We start from the raw sequence: 14,911 nt of genomic DNA, 5'->3' as shown, positions 1-14,911 counted from the left end.
CGTTTCCTGATTTTACGCACTAGCTTGCCTTGAATGCCCCGTTTGCGCTTGGCTAATCGCGTTAAAAACGCTATGGAAACTGGCGCGCGAAAAAACATGGTAATTCTACTCGGAAAGAGCAGCAGACGAGAGGGCGTGAAGATATGAAGGGTAGGCTATGGTGATCAAAGTTGACAGTGCGCAGGCAAATTCATCCGGCGATAGTGAGGAGTTGCCAGAAGACGGAAATTTTTGTCCTTTTGGGTTCGCAGTGCTTAAAAAAGTTAAAGGCGAATACACTCTATATGAAGATCCGGATGGAGTGTATGTGCTGGAATTGACTGTGAACCGTCCATATGGCACATCGAGGAGGTATCAGATGTGGGAAGAGCTATCGCGACTCGAAAAGCTGTTTATCCAGTTGTTTCCAAGGCGACTGGACTTTCTGGCGAAGAAATTGTTGCGCGAGGAAGAAAAGCGCCCTTTGGCCTTCTGAAGCTCGATCGGCAAGTCGACGTTCACGCGGCACTCCTGAAATTCGGCTCCGTTCTCGTCTCCTGGAACGTATTCAAATGTATAGCGCAGCTTTCTCGAACTGACCTCTAAGCAATGACAACGTTGTTTCCGCCTTTCAAGCTAACTCGGTGGGCACTCGCGCGCTGGTGCGCGATTTGCACACTTTTTGCCATACCGATTTCGACCGCCGCTGTGAATATTCTGGCGCCGACAATGGTGCTGATCATGCTTACCTGTCGGCACTTTTGGGTATCGGCCGGTGCAATACGGCATAACGCTGTTGCCGTCACTGCTTCAATATTGTTCCTGCTCATGTGCATGAGCCTGCTGTGGGATGTCGCCCCGATCGGCGAATCGATACAGATATTGGCCAAGTACCGAAAGCTTTTGTACTTCCCGTTTTTACTCATCCTGTTCAATGAGGCAGCATGGCGTCGATTGGCTATCATTGCACTCTACATCTCGCTCACGCTTGTGTTGGTATTGTCTTGTAGCAATTGGCTTGGCCTGACGCAGATCGGCCCGTTGTATGCACCCGATCCAATTAGAGCAAGCTGGGTATTCAAACACCACATAACGCAGGGTCTCTTCACTGCGCTGCTTGCGTATATGGCTCTTACTCTGGCGTGTGGCAGGCACTTCGGAAAAAAGCTGAACATTGGTTTGGGCGTTCGGGTATCAAGCGCGGCGATAACTGTCCTGGCACTCGTCTCGATTTTGGTCATGCAAGAAGGGAGGACGGCCCAGGCGGTGTTGCCTCCATTGTTGGTTTTGTGGTGTTGGCAAGCAATCCTGCGGGGGCAGCGTCTCCAATTCGGCAAGGCGATTTTGCTACTCGGTGTTGCGGCCGTCGTCTTTGGCTTGGCGGTTGAATATGTCGCACATGACAAAATACCGCGTCTAACCGAGGTCGGTAATGAAATTCGCGACTACGAAAAGCGCGACGAACCTACGTCAGTAGGATTACGTCTAGAGTTCTACCGGCGTTCACTTTTTCTGATTTCGCAACGCCCTATATTCGGAGCCGGCGTGGGAAGTGTTGGCCCGATGTTTCGCAAACTGGCGTCGGGACAGCAGGGGGCGCAAGGAATGCAGTCCTCGAATCCACACAGTGAATATTTTTTGATTTCCGACCAGTTGGGCATAGTTGGACTCGTCGTCTTTCTTGTGCTTTTATGGAAAATATGGAGGCAAAGTTGCAATTTGCGAACCCTCGAAGGAGCATTCTCGGCTGCCTATGTAGCGGCATTTGGAATTGCGTGCCTGGCCAATTCGCTTTTGCTCGATTTTCCGGAAGGCCATATGTTGGTTTTTCTGTGCGGCATCCTGCTCGCACCGCCCCTCACCCGGGATTCCGCGCCACAAACCGCCGCGTCCGAATCCATTTAGTCGCCACCCACTTATCCCCCACGCGCAGCGGCGTGCTCGCGTGCAGCGAACTCGGATCGCACAGCCCATACCGATTGCCATATTCAAAATAGAGCGCATGCCCCCGCTGCGGCGCAACCGACCACCCGAGCTGCGGAAACACCGTCTCCCCACCGCCTTCCACGTCTTTCAGATACATCGACAGCGTGCCCATGCGCTGACCACTCCGCGCAATCGACTCGCGATTCGCTTCATTGCTGGTGATCAGATAGTCGACGTGCGGCGTCGATTCCGCGCCTTCCTCGTAGTGCAGCATTTGCAGGCCTTCGCCGTTCTCGATCGGCGTGCCGGTCAGCTCGGCGATGCGCGCTTCGATGCGCGCGATCAACGGTGTCTCGCCCAAACGGAAAAACATCCCGTGACTGCTGCGATGACCGGCCACCACATTGCGGCCCGTCACCGGATCAACGACGGTCGAGCGATCGAGCCGCGGCTGCGCGAGCGCGATCAACTGCTCGCATTCGTCACCGCTCAGGAAGTTGGCCAGATGCACGCCGGCGGGCCGTTGCAGCCGCGACAGCACGCGCACCTCACGCTCGCCGAGCCGGATCAGCGGACCGTCGGGAACGCGCAGCGGCTCGGGCTGATAGCTCAGCGGCGTGCCGCCGACTTCGAGTTTGTCGCCGGGCAGCGGCGCGCCGTGCAGGAACGCCGACGACACCGCATCGACCATCGCCGCCGCCAGTTCGGCGGCGTTGTTGTTGCGGCTCACCAGTTCGTCGACGATCGCTTGCGGCGCGACGCCGCGCGTGAGGTTGGAGGCGATCCAGTCGCGGACTTCGGCGGGGAAATTGACGGTGATGGACATCGGCGTGACGTTTTGGGGAAATCGTGACGGTCGCGGCGCCCGCGACGCTGGCCCGGGATGGTAGCGGACGATTGTGACGATTCTGAGTGGGCGTCCTGCTTTTCAATTGGCTGTCGTCTGTTACCGCAAATTGCGATGCTCCGCCGCGCCCAAAACTTGACTCCTCCGGGCTCCGCCCGCCGCGCGCCGCGCGCTCGATGCACTCAACCCTTCCCCCCTCGAACTTGTTGCACCCCTGTAACTCAGGCCCGGCGCAAGCCAGCTACATTCACGCATGCTCATAACCGAGCCATCGCTCGCTTTCTTACGTTTCCATAACAACACGTACAGAGGACGTCGACTGATGACAACGCGCGTGAATCATGGCACTTTTGCGCAGTCCCGACAGAGGACGACACTCCAACCGAAGATGAATACCAGCATCTGTTCCCGGAGACCCACATGAGCGAAACCGTGTCCCCGCCGCCGAAGCGCTCCCGGCGCGGGCTCATCATCTTCGCGGTTATCGTGCTCGTGCTCGTGGCGCTCGCCGTGGTTCATCTGTTGACGCGCAAGAAGCCTGTGCGCGAGAACGCGGCGATCGTCGTCACCGTGGCGCAGGCGACGCTCGGCTCGATGCCGGTCACCCTGAGCGAACTCGGCACCGTCACGCCAATCGCGACTGTGACCGTGCTGCCGCAGCTGAGCGGCTATCTGACCGAGGTCGGCTATCACGAAGGCGAGGAGGTGCAGAAGGGCCAGTTCCTCGCCCAGATCGACCCGCGCCAGTATCAGATCAGCAAGCAGCAGGCAGAGGCGACTCTCGCGAAAGACCGCGCGTTGCTTGCGCAGGCGCGCGCCGATCTCGAGCGTTATACGCAGTTGAACGAGCGCAAGTCGATCGCGCAGCAGACCTTCGCGGATCAGCAGTTCCTCGTGCAGCAGGACGAAGCGGCGGTCAAGGTCGACCTTGCCAATATCGCCCAATTCGATCTCGACCTCGCGTATTGCCGCATCACCGCGCCGATCGCGGGCAAGGTCGGCTTGCGGCTCGTCGATCCAGGCAACTACGTGACCGCATCGTCGACGACCGGCATCGTCGTCATCACGACCGTGAAGCCGACCACGGTGCAGTTCACGGTGCCGCAGGATTCACTTGCGTCGATCGTGCAGCGTCTCGCCACCGGCGCGAAGCTGCCGGTCACCGCGTATTCGAGCGATAACTCGCGCGAGATCGCAACCGGCACGCTGTACGCGGTCAGCAACCAGATGGCCACGGCGACCGGCACCGTCACCTTGCGCGCGACCTTTGCGAACGACGACGAAGCGCTGTTCCCGAACGAGTTCGTCAACGTGAAGCTGCTCGTCGACACGATGCAAAACGCGGTGCTCGTGCCGACCCCCGCGGTGCAATCGGGCGCGCCCGGCGACTTCGTCTATCTGGTCAATCCGGATAGCACGGTGTCCGTGCACAAGGTCAAGCTCGGGCCGAGCGACGGCAAGTACACCGTGATCGTCTCGGGTCTCGCGGCCGGCAACGAGGTCGTGACGGACGGCACGGATCGTCTGAACGACGGCGCGAAGATCCAGCCGGCGCATCCGAAGGCCGCCGCCGCAGCGTCGGGAGCCGCGCCGGGGTCGAGCGCGGCAGCAACGCCTGCGTCGGCCGCGTCCGAAGCCGCTTCGTCGTAACGGGCCGCCGCATCGATGAACATTTCTCGCCTGTTCATTCTTCGCCCGGTCGCGACGTTGCTGCTGATGATCGCGCTCGTGCTCGTCGGTCTGATCGCGATGCGCGTGCTGCCGGTGTCGTCGCTGCCGAACGTCGACTATCCGACGATTCAGGTACAGACCTTCTATCCCGGCGCGAGCCCGACCGTGATGGCCACCACCGTCACCGCGCCGCTCGAGGTGCAGCTCGGCGAGATTCCGGGCCTGCAGCAGATGACCTCGTACAGCTCGGACGGGGCATCGGTGATCACGCTGCAGTTCGATCTGTCGCTGAACCTCGACATTGCCGAGCAGAACGTGCAGCAGGCGATCAACGCGGCAAACAGCTTTCTGCCATCCGGACTGCCCGCGCCGCCGACCTACGCGAAGGTCAATCCGGCCGACCAGCCGATCCTCACGCTCGCGGTCACCTCGAAGTCGATGTCGCTGACACAGCTCGAAGACATCGCGAACAACCGCCTCGGCACGAAGATCTCGGAAGTGTCGGGCGTCGGCGTCGTGACGACGAGCGGCGGCAACGTGCCCGCGATCCGCGTCGAGGCCGACCCGCACAAGCTCGCCGCCTACGGCCTCAATATCGACGATCTGCGCACGCTGCTGAGCTATGTGAACGTGAGCCAGCCCAAAGGTAATTTCGACGGCCCCGAGCTCGACTACACGATCAACGGCAACGATCAGATCACCGATCCCAAGGACTATCTGGACACGGTGATCGCCTATCAGAACGGCTCGCCGGTGCTCATGCGCGACGTCGCGCGCGTCAGCCAGGCCGCCCAGGACGTCGAGCGCGGCGCCTGGTACAACGGCTCGCCCGCGATCGTGCTGAACGTGCAGCGCCAGCCCGGCGCGAACGTGATCCAGACGGTCAACCAGATCATGAAGGTGCTGCCGCAGCTCGAATCGACGCTGCCGGCCGGCATGAAAGTGACGGTGGTGTCGGACAGCACTGGCGTGATCCGCGCGTCGGTCGCGGACGCCGCGTTCGAACTGATTCTGGCGATCGTGCTCGTCGTCGCAGTGATCTTCGTGTTCCTGCGCAACGTGCCCGCCACGGTGATCCCGAGCATCTCGGTGCCGGTCTCGCTGATCGGCACGCTCGCGGTGATGTACCAGCTCAACTACTCGATCGACAACCTCTCGCTGATGGCGTTGATCATCGCGACCGGCTTCGTGGTCGACGACTCGATCGTGATGATCGAGAACATCGTGCGCTACCTGGAAGAGGGCATGTCGCCGCTCGAAGCCGCGCTCGAAGGCGCGGGGCAGATCGGCTTCACGATTCTGTCGCTGACCGTGTCACTGATCGCGGTGCTGATTCCGCTGCTGTTCATGGGCGGCGTGATCGGGCGTTTGTTCAGCGAGTTCGCGGTGACGCTCGCGGTCACGATCGTGATTTCGGCCGTCGTCTCGCTGACGGTGGTGCCGATGCTGTGCGCGCGGATGCTGCGCGCGCAGGCCGAGCGGCATCCGAGCCGCTTCGAGCGCATCAGCGAGGGCCTCTTCAACAAGACGCTCGCCGCCTACGAGCGCGGCCTCGCATGGGTGCTCGATCATCAGACGCTGACGCTGATGGTCGCGATCGCCACCGTCGTTCTGACCGGCATTCTGTACGTGGTGATTCCGAAGGGCCTCTTTCCGGTGCAGGATGTCGGCGTGATCCAGGGTATCAGCGTCGCCGACAACTCGGTTTCCTATGCGGCGATGGTGCAGCGCCAGAGCGCGCTCGCAGAAGCGGTCCTGAAGGACCCGGACGTGGTATCGCTGACGTCGTATGTCGGAATCGACGGTACTAACGCGACGCTGAACAATGGCCGCTTCCTGATCAATCTGCGCGACAAAGACAAACGCGCGGACAACGCGCAGGAAATCGCGCGGCGGCTCGCGCGGGAAGTCGCTCACGTGCCCGGCGTGAAGCTCTTCATGCAGCCCGAGCAGGATCTGACGCTCGACACGACCGTGTCGCCGAACCAGTACAGCTTCGTGTTGCGTGGACCGAGCCAGCAGGCGTTCCAGAAATACGTACCGGAAGTCGTTGCGCGCCTGAAGCAGGTTCCGTCGCTCTCGGACGTGCAGAGCGACCTCGACACCGACGGTCTCAGCGTGAACGTCGAAGTAAACCGGCAACTGGCGGCGCGCTTCGGCATCACCCCCGCGACGATCGACAACGCGCTGTACGACGCGCTCGGTCAGCGCATCGTCTCGACGATCTTCGAGCAGTCGAACCAGTACCGCGTGATTCTGGTCGCCAAGCCGGAAACGATGCCGACCGTGCAGTCGATCGGCAATCTCTATCTGCCGAGCCAGACCAGCAGCACCGGTCAGGTGCCGCTGTCCGGCATCGCGAAGATCGAGATCAGGAAGGCGCCGCTCGTGATCAGTCATCTCGCGCAGTTCCCGGCGGTGACGATCACGTTCAATCTCGCGCAGGGCGCGTCGCTGAGCACCGCGGTCAAGGAGATTCACGCGGCCGAACAGGCGATCGGGCTGCCGCCGTCGATCACGTCGTCACTGCAAGGCGCGACCGCGGCGTTCGAAGATTCGCTGTCGAGCGAGGTCTACCTGCTGATCGCGGCGCTCGTTGCCGTGTATATCGTGCTCGGCGTGCTGTACGAGAGCTTCATCCATCCGGTCACGATCCTGTCGACGCTGCCGTCGGCCGGCATCGGCGCGTTGCTCTCGCTGATGCTCGCGGGGATGGATCTCGACGTGATCGGCATCATCGGCATCGTGCTCCTGATCGGCATCGTCAAGAAGAACGCGATCATGATGGTCGACTTCGCGCTCGACGCCGAACGCAATCACGGCAAAGCGCCGCGCGATGCGATCTTCGAGGCGTCGCTGCTGCGTTTCCGGCCGATCCTGATGACGACGCTCGCCGCGATGCTCGGCGCACTGCCGATGCTGCTCGGCACCGGCACCGGGTCGGAACTGCGCCGGCCGCTGGGCCTCGCGATCATCGGCGGTCTGACGCTGAGCCAGATGCTGACGCTGTTCACGACGCCGGTGATCTATCTGTTCTTCGACCGTACCGCCGCGCGCGTGAACCGCTGGCGCGCCGAGCGCGCTGAACGCAAGGGCGGCGAACCGGGTGACCGCCCGCCGGAGGGCGGCGCGGAGGGCACGCGATGAACATCCCGGCGCTCTTCATCCGGCGACCGGTCGCGACGACGCTGCTCGCGATCGCGATCCTGATCTCCGGCACGCTCGCGTATTTCCGCATGCCGGTCGCGCCGCTGCCGAACATCGCGTTTCCGGTGATCGTCGTGCAGGCGAACATGGCCGGCGCGAGCCCGAACATCATGGCGTCGACGGTGGCGGAGCCGCTCGAGCGGCGGCTCGCGACCATCGCCGACGTCGAGGAGCTGACCTCGATCAGCTATGTCGGCTCGTCGTTGATCATCGTCGAGTTCGGCCTGAAGCGCGATATCAACGGCGCGGCGCGCGACGTCGAGGCGGCGATCCAGGCCGCGCGCGCCGATCTGCCCACCACGCTGCGCAGTAATCCGAGCTACCGCCAGTACAACCCGGCCGACGCGCCGATCATGGTGCTGTCGCTGACATCCGACACGCTGACCAAAGCGCAGCTCTACGACTCCGCCGATTCGGTGATCCAGCAGCAGTTGTCGCAGGTGCAGGGCGTCGGGCAGATCACGCTCGGCGGCGGCGCGTTGCCGAGCGTGCGCGTCGAATTGCAGCCGGGCAAGCTCAATAGCTATGGCATTGGCATGGAAGACGTGCGCGCGGCGATCAGCGCGGCCAATGCCGACAGCGCGAAGGGCCATCTCGATGTCGGCGATCAGCGCTACGTGGTCACGTCGAACGATCAGATCACGCACGCGGCGCCGTACCGCGATCTGGTAGTCGCGTATCGCGACGGCGCGCCGGTGCGATTGCGCGACGTCGCCCAGGTGCGCGACTCGAATGAAAACATTCGCAATGCGGGGCTGTTCAACGGCAAGTCGGCGATTCTCGTGATCGTCTATCCGATGCCGGGCAGCAACGTCGTGAGTACCGTGCAGCAGATACGCAATGTGTTGCCCGCCATCGAAGCGACCTTGCCGAAAAGCGTGAATGTGGATGTCGCGATCGACCGCTCGCAGTCGGTCACGTCGTCGGTCAGCGATACCGAGCGCACCTTGTTCATCGCGGTGCTGCTGGTGGTCGGCGTCGTGTACATCTTCCTGCAGTCGCCGCGCGCGACGCTGATACCGGCGGTCGCGTTGCCGCTGTCGATCGTCGGTACCTTCGGACCGATGTATCTGCTCGGCTACAGCATCGACAATCTCTCGCTGATGGCGCTGACCATCGGCACCGGCTTCGTGGTCGACGACGCGGTCGTCGTGCTGGAGAACGTGGTGCGCCACATGGAGCTGGGGCTTGGTCCGAAGGAAGCCGCGATCAAAGGCGCGGGCGAGGTCGGCTTTACGGTGATCTCGATGAGCCTGTCGCTGATCGCGGTGTTTCTGCCGATCATCCTGTTTCCGGGCATCGTGGGGCTGATGTTCCACGAGTTCGCGATTACGCTGTCGATTGCGATCCTGATTTCGCTGGTGATCTCGCTGACGATCACGCCCGCGATGTGCGCGTACGTGCTGAGCCGCAACAACGCTGGTCACTCGAAAGCGCGTTGGGCGCGTTGGTTCGAGCGGCAGTTCGATCGCTTCAAGGAGGTCTACGCGCGCACGTTGACGGCGGTGCTCGATCATTCGCTGCTGGTCATTCTGCTGCTGATCGTGCTGCTGGTCGGCAACGTGTTCCTGCTGAGGCTCGTGCCCGCCACCTTCTTTCCCGAGCAGGACACGGGCATCGTGATCGGGCAGATCATCGCCGACCAGGGCATCTCTTTTACGGCGATGCAGAAGAAGCTCGTGCAGTTGCAGTCGATCGTGCAGAGAGATCCGGCGGTGCAGTCGGTTGCGGGATTTACGGGCGGACGCGCGCTCAATACCGCGAACGTGTTCATCGAGTTGAAGCCGCTGTCGCAGCGGCACGCCACGGCTACCGAGGTCGTGAACCGGCTGCGGCCGCAGCTCGGCGAAGTGTCGGGCGCGCGGCTCTTTCTGCAGGCGCAGCAGGATCTACGCATCGGCGGGCGGCAATCGGCGGCCGAGTACCAGTACACGCTGACGAGCGACGATTCGACCGCGCTGTTCGCATGGACGCCGAAGCTCGTCGCGGCGTTGTCGAAGGAGCACGGACGGTTGCTCGACGTGAATTCCGACCTGCAGCAGAACGGCCTGCAGACTTATGTGTCGATCAATCGCGCGACCGCCGCGCGCTTCGGCTTGCGGCCTAATCAGATCGACAACGTGCTCTACGATGCGTTCGGCCAGCGCACCGTTTCGACGATCTACAACCCGCTGAACCAGTACTTCGTCGTGATGGAGGTCGCGCCGGAGTACTGGCAGTATCCGCAGACGCTGAGCCAGATCTATCTGAGCACGGCGGCGGGCAATCCGACCGGCACGGCTGCGACACAGATGCCGCACGGCACGGTGTCGGCAACCACCACGCCGGGCGCGAACGGCACCGGCACTTCGTCGAACACGAACGCGCGCAACGCGGATGCGCAGTCGAACGCGACCAACAACAGCATCGCCAACAGCAAGGGCGGCAGCTCGACCGGCAGCGCGGACAGCACGGCCGCCGAAACGATGGTGCCGCTCTCGGTGTTGACGTCGTACTCGAACAGCCGCACGTCGACCCAGGTGAACCATCAAAGCGGCCTCGTCGCCGCGACGATCTCGTTCAATTTGCCGGCTGGCGGGTCGCTGAGTCAGGCGGGCGCGGCGATCAACGAGGCGATCCGCGAAATCGGCATGCCCGCGAGCATCCACGGCTCGTTCGCGGGTGCGGCGGCGGCCTATTCGCAGTCGATGACCGTGGTGCCGCTGCTGGTTCTCGCGGCGCTCGGCGTCGTCTATATCGTGCTCGGCGTGCTGTACGAAAGCTCGATCCATCCGCTGACGATCCTCTCGACGCTGCCGTCTGCGGGCATCGGCGCGACGCTCGCGCTGCTGATCTTCGGCACGCCGTTCTCGGTGATCGCGATGATCGGCATCATCTTGCTGATCGGTATCGTCAAGAAGAACGGCATCATGATGGTGGACGTCGCGATCCAGTTGCAGCGCCAGGAAAATATGCCCGCGCGCGACGCGATCCACGCGGCCGCGCTCATCCGGTTGCGGCCGATCATGATGACGACGTTCGCGGCCGTGCTCGGCGCGGTGCCGCTCGCGATCGGCGTCGGCCAGGGCGGCTCGCTGCGTCAGCCGCTCGGTATCACGGTGATGGGCGGGCTGATCCTGAGCCAGATGTTTACGCTTTATACGACGCCGGTGATTTATCTGTACCTCGACCGCCTGCGTGCACGGCTCGTCAGCTGGTCCGCAGGGCTGCGCTGGAGCCGCGAGGCGACGCCGGGACAACCGGATACGAAGGCATGATGATGAAGACTTCGACTGAACGATCGGCGACGCGTTTGGCGACGGCCCGCGTTGCAGTGCCGCGCGTTGCGACGCTCGCCGTCGCGCTGCTGGCGGTGTTCAACGCCGGCTGCATGGTCGGCCCGGATTATCACCGGCCGCAGGTCAAAGTGCCCGCCACTTATTCCGAGCTGCCGGGCTGGACCAGAGCCGAGCCGAACGCGACCGGCCCGAAGGGCAGGTGGTGGACCGCGTTCAACGATCCGTTGATCGACGAACTCGAACCGCTCGTTGCGGTGTCGAACCAGACCGTGCGCGCCGACTACGCGAACTACCAGCAGGCCCTCGCCGAAGTGCGCGCCGCGCACGCGGCCCTGTTTCCGACCATCGGCGCGACCGGTTCGGCGACGCGCGAACGCGCGAGCGGCGGGTCGGTCAGTAATTCGGGAAGCTTCGTCAATGGGACGACCGCGCGCATCGTCAATTCGGGCTCGCTCGAAGGCAACGTGAGCTGGGCGCCGGACCTGTGGGGTCAGGTGCGCCGCACGGTCGAGGAGAACGCAGCGAGCGCGCAATCGAGCGAAGCGACGCTCGCGAATGCGACGCTCTCCGAGCAGGTTGCGCTCGCGACCGCGATCATCGAGCTGCGCACCAGCGACGCCAACATCGACCTGCTGCAGGAGACGGTCGTCGCGTATCAACACTATCTCGACGTCGTCAGCGAGCAGGATCGCGCGGGCACGATTCCGCCGAGCGACGTGATCACCGCGCGCAGCCAGTTGAATACCGCGAAGTCCGATCTGATCGCGCTTGGCGTCGCGCGCGCGCAGAACGCCCACGCGATTGCGGTGCTGGTCGGCAAGAACCCGGAGGAACTGTCGATCGCGCATAGCACCGCGATGCCGGCGCTGCCGTCGGTGCCGGTCGGTGTGCCGTCGACGCTGCTCGAACGCCGTCCCGACATCGCCGCGGCCGAGCGGAGGATGGCCGCGCAGAATGCGGCGATCGGCGTCGAAGTGGCCGCGTATTACCCGGATATCTCGCTGTCGGGGGTGGCCGGGTTCACGCAGTCACCGCTGAACGGTCTGCTGAAGGCCGCGAACTACGTGTGGTCCCTCGGCGGCAGCGCGACCGAAACGCTGTTCGACGGCGGCCTGCGCAGCGCCAACGTCGACGCGGCGAAGGCCGCCTACGACTCGGCGGTCGCCAACTATCGCGGCACGGTGCTAGGCGCCTTCCAGAACGTCGAGGACGACCTGTCGGGCCTGCGCATTCTCGCCGACCAGGCGGTCGTGCTCGAAACGGCGGTGCGTGACGCGGACCGCGGCGCGGAGATCGCGTTCAACGAATACCAGGCGGGCACGGTCGATTACACGACCGTCGCGACCGCGCAAGCGACGCAACTGACCACGCGGCAGACCGCGCTGAACGTGCAGGAATCGCGATTGCTGCATGCGGCGTCGTTGTTCGGCGATCTGGGCGGCGGATGGTCGACCGATGAGCTGCATGATCCGCGGCATCCGGCTGTTGCATCCGCGGCGGCGTCGGCGCCTGCTTCGGCTTCCTCGCCTTCGGCGCCGTCCGCGGCTATCATGCCGGGCGCGCGGCAAGCGCAGCGTGATCAAAACGACTAAGGAGGCGCATTGGCCAAAGGAACCTTGGGGCAAGACGTCAGCGACCCGGTATCGACACCTGAAGACGATGCGCCGCACCGCAAAGCGCCACCGCGCGAAGTGACCCCGCTCGGCCTCTTTCTGATCTTCGCGCGCATCGGTTTGACGAGTTTCGGCGGCGGGTTGAGCGGCTGGTTCATGCGCGAGTTCGTGCACGAGCGGCACTGGATGAGCGAAGACGACTTTCTCAACGGCCTTGCATTGTCGCAGGCGCTGCCCGGTGTCAACGTGAAGAATCTGGCGATCTGGATCGGCTACCGGCTGCTCGGCTGGCGCGGCGCCGTCGCGGGATTCTGCGGCATCATTTTTCCGCCGGCCGTCGTGATCATCCTGCTCGGCATGTTCTTCTCGGCGATCGCCTCGTTTCCGCTCACGCGTATCGCGCTCGCCGGCGCCGCGGCGGGCGCGATCGGGCTGTCGCTGTCGATGGCGATCACCGCGGCGCGCCGGTTGCCGCACCGCGTGTTTCCCTATCTGGTGCTGGTCGCGACGTTCGCAGCCGCCGCGGTGTTTCGCGTCTCGCTCGTGTGGACCGTGCTGATCGCGGGCGCGTTGAGCGTCGGTTATGAATACGTGCGCGAGGCGCGCCAGAGCTGATTGTTTTGGATCGCCGTTAATCAATCTCCAGAGAAGCTTCTGCCGTGTCTCGAACGCTCATCGCCCTGTTTTCAGTTTTCGCGCCGCTGTCGGTCGTCACCGTCGGTGGCGGCCAGGGGATCATCGCCGAAGTGCAGCGCCAGGTCGTCGACGTGCACCACTGGATGACCCATGCACAATTCCTCAGCGACTTCGCGATTGCGCGGCTCGCGCCCGGTCCCGGTTCGCTGCTCGCGACGCTGATCGGCTACCAGGTCGGCGGCCTCGGCGGCGCGCTCGTCGCGACTCTCGCGCTATTCGGGCCGACCGCGTTCCTGATGTACGGCGTCGTGCACGTGTGGAACCGGCACGAGGGCGCGCGCTGGCTGAACGCGTTGCAGGCCGGCTTGCGGCCGGTGGCCGCGGGGCTGATCCTCGCGGCCGTCTACGTACTCATCAAGGAACTCGAAGGCGGCTGGATCGCGTGGCTCGTCGCGGCCCTCGCGACCGTGCTCGTGATGAAGACGCGCATCAATGCATTAGTGCTGATCGCGGGCGGCGCGGTCGTGTTCGTGCTGGCGCATTTCGCGGGCTTGGTATAGCGCGCCGCGGGAAGTGTGCGTTTGGCGGCGGCCTGGTCCAGATCAAATGAAAAGCCACTGCGCGAGGAAAGTGCCGAGACCAATGATTACCATCGATGCAATCGCCGGGCCCGCGGAGCTGCCAGCGGCGTGTTGAGCCAGGTCGCGGCCCGCTGCAGCGGTCGTTCGTCTGGTCGTCATGCCGGTGCCTTAACCACAACTTATGATGAGCCTCAGCCGCCTGGCGATGTACCGGAGCGGCATTTTTAGAAGGTCAGACATTCTCGTGACTCCATCAATAATCGCGACCGGTGTCTGGATCCGGCAAGATTGATGCGCTGCGACGATGATGGAGAGTATTCACATCAATCAGCCGCGTCATCATCATTCCAAAGGGCGCGATGGGCTTTCCGAAAGCCGATATGGCTGCATTTTTCGCTTGGTATAGTGAAGCCAGGGAACATATTCTTTCAGCAGGCCAAAATAAGTGATGAGATTTTTCCGTCGTACAGGATGGCTCCCTCTCACTGCATGAATAAACAACATGGGATTGCCCAGGCGACCGCTTGTATAGATTTTTCCTGCATCGCTGGTTCTGGCCTGGCGGACCTTTATCGACGCGCGCAACCTGTATTGCGCGAGCGTCTGATGCAGTTCAGACCATGCGATGCTGTGGTCAGCCGAACCGATCGGGCGTGTATGGAGCACGGAAAAACGGTCAACAATGCCAACCTTCCCCAATGTAGCGACTCGTCCGGGCCATGCGAAATCGAGGCCCCAGCCTGTCTTGGTCTTTCCAAAGCTGTCTTTTATTACGTGCAAGGCATTCGACGAAAAACATGGCGCCATCACCTCTACGAAATTGGTCTCGCGAAAATCGAACGCCTTGTTTTGTAGCGTCGTTGCATGACTGAAATAGCTTCTCTCGTCGAGAGACGGTTGCGCGAGTGCGAAATTCTCTCGTTCTACATACTCGAAAAACTCATTGAGCGTTTGAACGTCCGTCAAAATATCGTCGTCCGGGAGCCAAATGTAACGATAATGAGAAATCGATTGCGCTTTTTGCAACATGAAATCGTTAAGACCTTCCCACTTTGATCCTTTGAATCGATGTATGGATTTCGCAAAGACGTCTGCATAATTTTCGTCTTTCCCATAGTAGCTCAGCATCAAGTCGAAGCTCGGGGTCTTTCCACCGCTGAACCATTGCGGATG

Annotated in this window: 10 protein-coding genes; 8 read left to right on the top strand and 2 right to left on the bottom strand. The window is 62.4% G+C overall.

Features of this window, described 5'->3' with window-relative positions; all coding sequences use genetic code 11:
• Positions 1–157 precede the first annotated feature (157 nt).
• Together LJ655_RS13290 and LJ655_RS13285 are read left to right on the top strand one after the other, a co-directional pair.
• A complete protein-coding gene (locus LJ655_RS13290) occupies positions 158–475 on the top strand; it encodes a hypothetical protein (RefSeq protein WP_230561703.1) in 318 nt (105 codons plus the stop codon).
• A 233-nt stretch (positions 476–708) separates the two neighbouring features.
• Positions 709–1,884, top strand: a complete 1,176-nt coding sequence (locus LJ655_RS13285) for an O-antigen ligase family protein (protein WP_230561702.1) — start codon at positions 709–711, stop codon at positions 1,882–1,884.
• On the opposite strand, the gene LJ655_RS13280 is transcribed toward LJ655_RS13285, so the two are convergent.
• A complete protein-coding gene (locus LJ655_RS13280) occupies positions 1,838–2,731 on the bottom strand; it encodes a 2OG-Fe(II) oxygenase (protein ID WP_230561701.1) in 894 nt (297 codons plus the stop codon). The two genes, LJ655_RS13285 and LJ655_RS13280, sit on opposite strands and share 47 nt — an antisense overlap.
• 441 nt (positions 2,732–3,172) lie before the next feature.
• Between LJ655_RS13280 and LJ655_RS13275 the strand changes: the two genes are divergently transcribed.
• The 6 genes from LJ655_RS13275 to LJ655_RS13250 are packed head-to-tail and all read left to right on the top strand — an operon-like array spanning position 3,173 to position 13,717.
• A complete protein-coding gene (locus LJ655_RS13275) occupies positions 3,173–4,402 on the top strand; it encodes an efflux RND transporter periplasmic adaptor subunit (RefSeq protein ID WP_230561700.1) in 1,230 nt (409 codons plus the stop codon).
• Between the two features lie 15 nt (positions 4,403–4,417).
• Positions 4,418–7,570, top strand: coding sequence for an efflux RND transporter permease subunit (locus LJ655_RS13270; RefSeq protein ID WP_230561699.1), 3,153 nt, complete (start codon positions 4,418–4,420; stop codon positions 7,568–7,570).
• On the top strand, positions 7,567–10,887 hold the full coding sequence (locus tag LJ655_RS13265) for an efflux RND transporter permease subunit (protein ID WP_230561698.1): 3,321 nt from the start codon (positions 7,567–7,569) through the stop codon (positions 10,885–10,887). Before LJ655_RS13270 ends, LJ655_RS13265 begins: the two co-directional genes overlap by 4 nt.
• Positions 10,884–12,500 carry an efflux transporter outer membrane subunit gene (locus tag LJ655_RS13260; protein ID WP_230561697.1) on the top strand — a complete coding sequence of 539 codons (1,617 nt, stop codon included), beginning with the start codon at positions 10,884–10,886 and terminating at the stop codon, positions 12,498–12,500. Before LJ655_RS13265 ends, LJ655_RS13260 begins: the two co-directional genes overlap by 4 nt.
• Before the next feature lie 9 nt (positions 12,501–12,509).
• Positions 12,510–13,136 (top strand): chromate transporter, encoded by a 627-nt coding sequence (locus LJ655_RS13255; protein ID WP_230561696.1) that lies wholly within the window; start codon positions 12,510–12,512, stop codon positions 13,134–13,136.
• A 44-nt stretch (positions 13,137–13,180) separates the two neighbouring features.
• Positions 13,181–13,717 carry a chromate transporter gene (locus LJ655_RS13250; protein WP_230561695.1) on the top strand — a complete coding sequence of 179 codons (537 nt, stop codon included), beginning with the start codon at positions 13,181–13,183 and terminating at the stop codon, positions 13,715–13,717.
• Between the two features lie 363 nt (positions 13,718–14,080).
• Here the strand turns inward: LJ655_RS13250 and LJ655_RS13245 are convergent, their stop codons facing one another.
• On the bottom strand, positions 14,081–14,866 hold the full coding sequence (locus LJ655_RS13245) for a DUF707 domain-containing protein (RefSeq protein ID WP_230561694.1): 786 nt from the start codon (positions 14,864–14,866) through the stop codon (positions 14,081–14,083).
• Positions 14,867–14,911: the final 45 nt, after the last annotated feature.

The organism is Paraburkholderia translucens (genome assembly GCF_020881035.1).
In the GTDB taxonomy this organism is placed as follows: Bacteria; Pseudomonadota; Gammaproteobacteria; order Burkholderiales; family Burkholderiaceae; genus Paraburkholderia; species Paraburkholderia translucens.
Note: the sequence above shows the minus strand (reverse complement) of the source record. Positions and strands in the feature narration are given on the sequence as shown.

Excerpts from the sequence above, each read along its gene's own strand:
- LJ655_RS13265 (WP_230561698.1), top strand. The coding sequence starts at position 7,567 with ATGAACATCCCGGCGCTCTTCATCCGGCGACCGGTCGCGACGACGCTG.
- LJ655_RS13275 (WP_230561700.1), top strand. The coding sequence starts at position 3,173 with ATGAGCGAAACCGTGTCCCCGCCGCCGAAGCGCTCCCGGCGCGGGCTC.
- LJ655_RS13280 (WP_230561701.1), bottom strand. The coding sequence starts at position 2,731 with ATGTCCATCACCGTCAATTTCCCCGCCGAAGTCCGCGACTGGATCGCC.
- LJ655_RS13260 (WP_230561697.1), top strand. The coding sequence starts at position 10,884 with ATGATGATGAAGACTTCGACTGAACGATCGGCGACGCGTTTGGCGACG.
- LJ655_RS13270 (WP_230561699.1), top strand. The coding sequence starts at position 4,418 with ATGAACATTTCTCGCCTGTTCATTCTTCGCCCGGTCGCGACGTTGCTG.
- LJ655_RS13285 (WP_230561702.1), top strand. The coding sequence starts at position 709 with ATGGTGCTGATCATGCTTACCTGTCGGCACTTTTGGGTATCGGCCGGT.
- LJ655_RS13290 (WP_230561703.1), top strand. The coding sequence starts at position 158 with ATGGTGATCAAAGTTGACAGTGCGCAGGCAAATTCATCCGGCGATAGT.
- LJ655_RS13245 (WP_230561694.1), bottom strand. The coding sequence starts at position 14,866 with ATGCTGAGCTACTATGGGAAAGACGAAAATTATGCAGACGTCTTTGCG.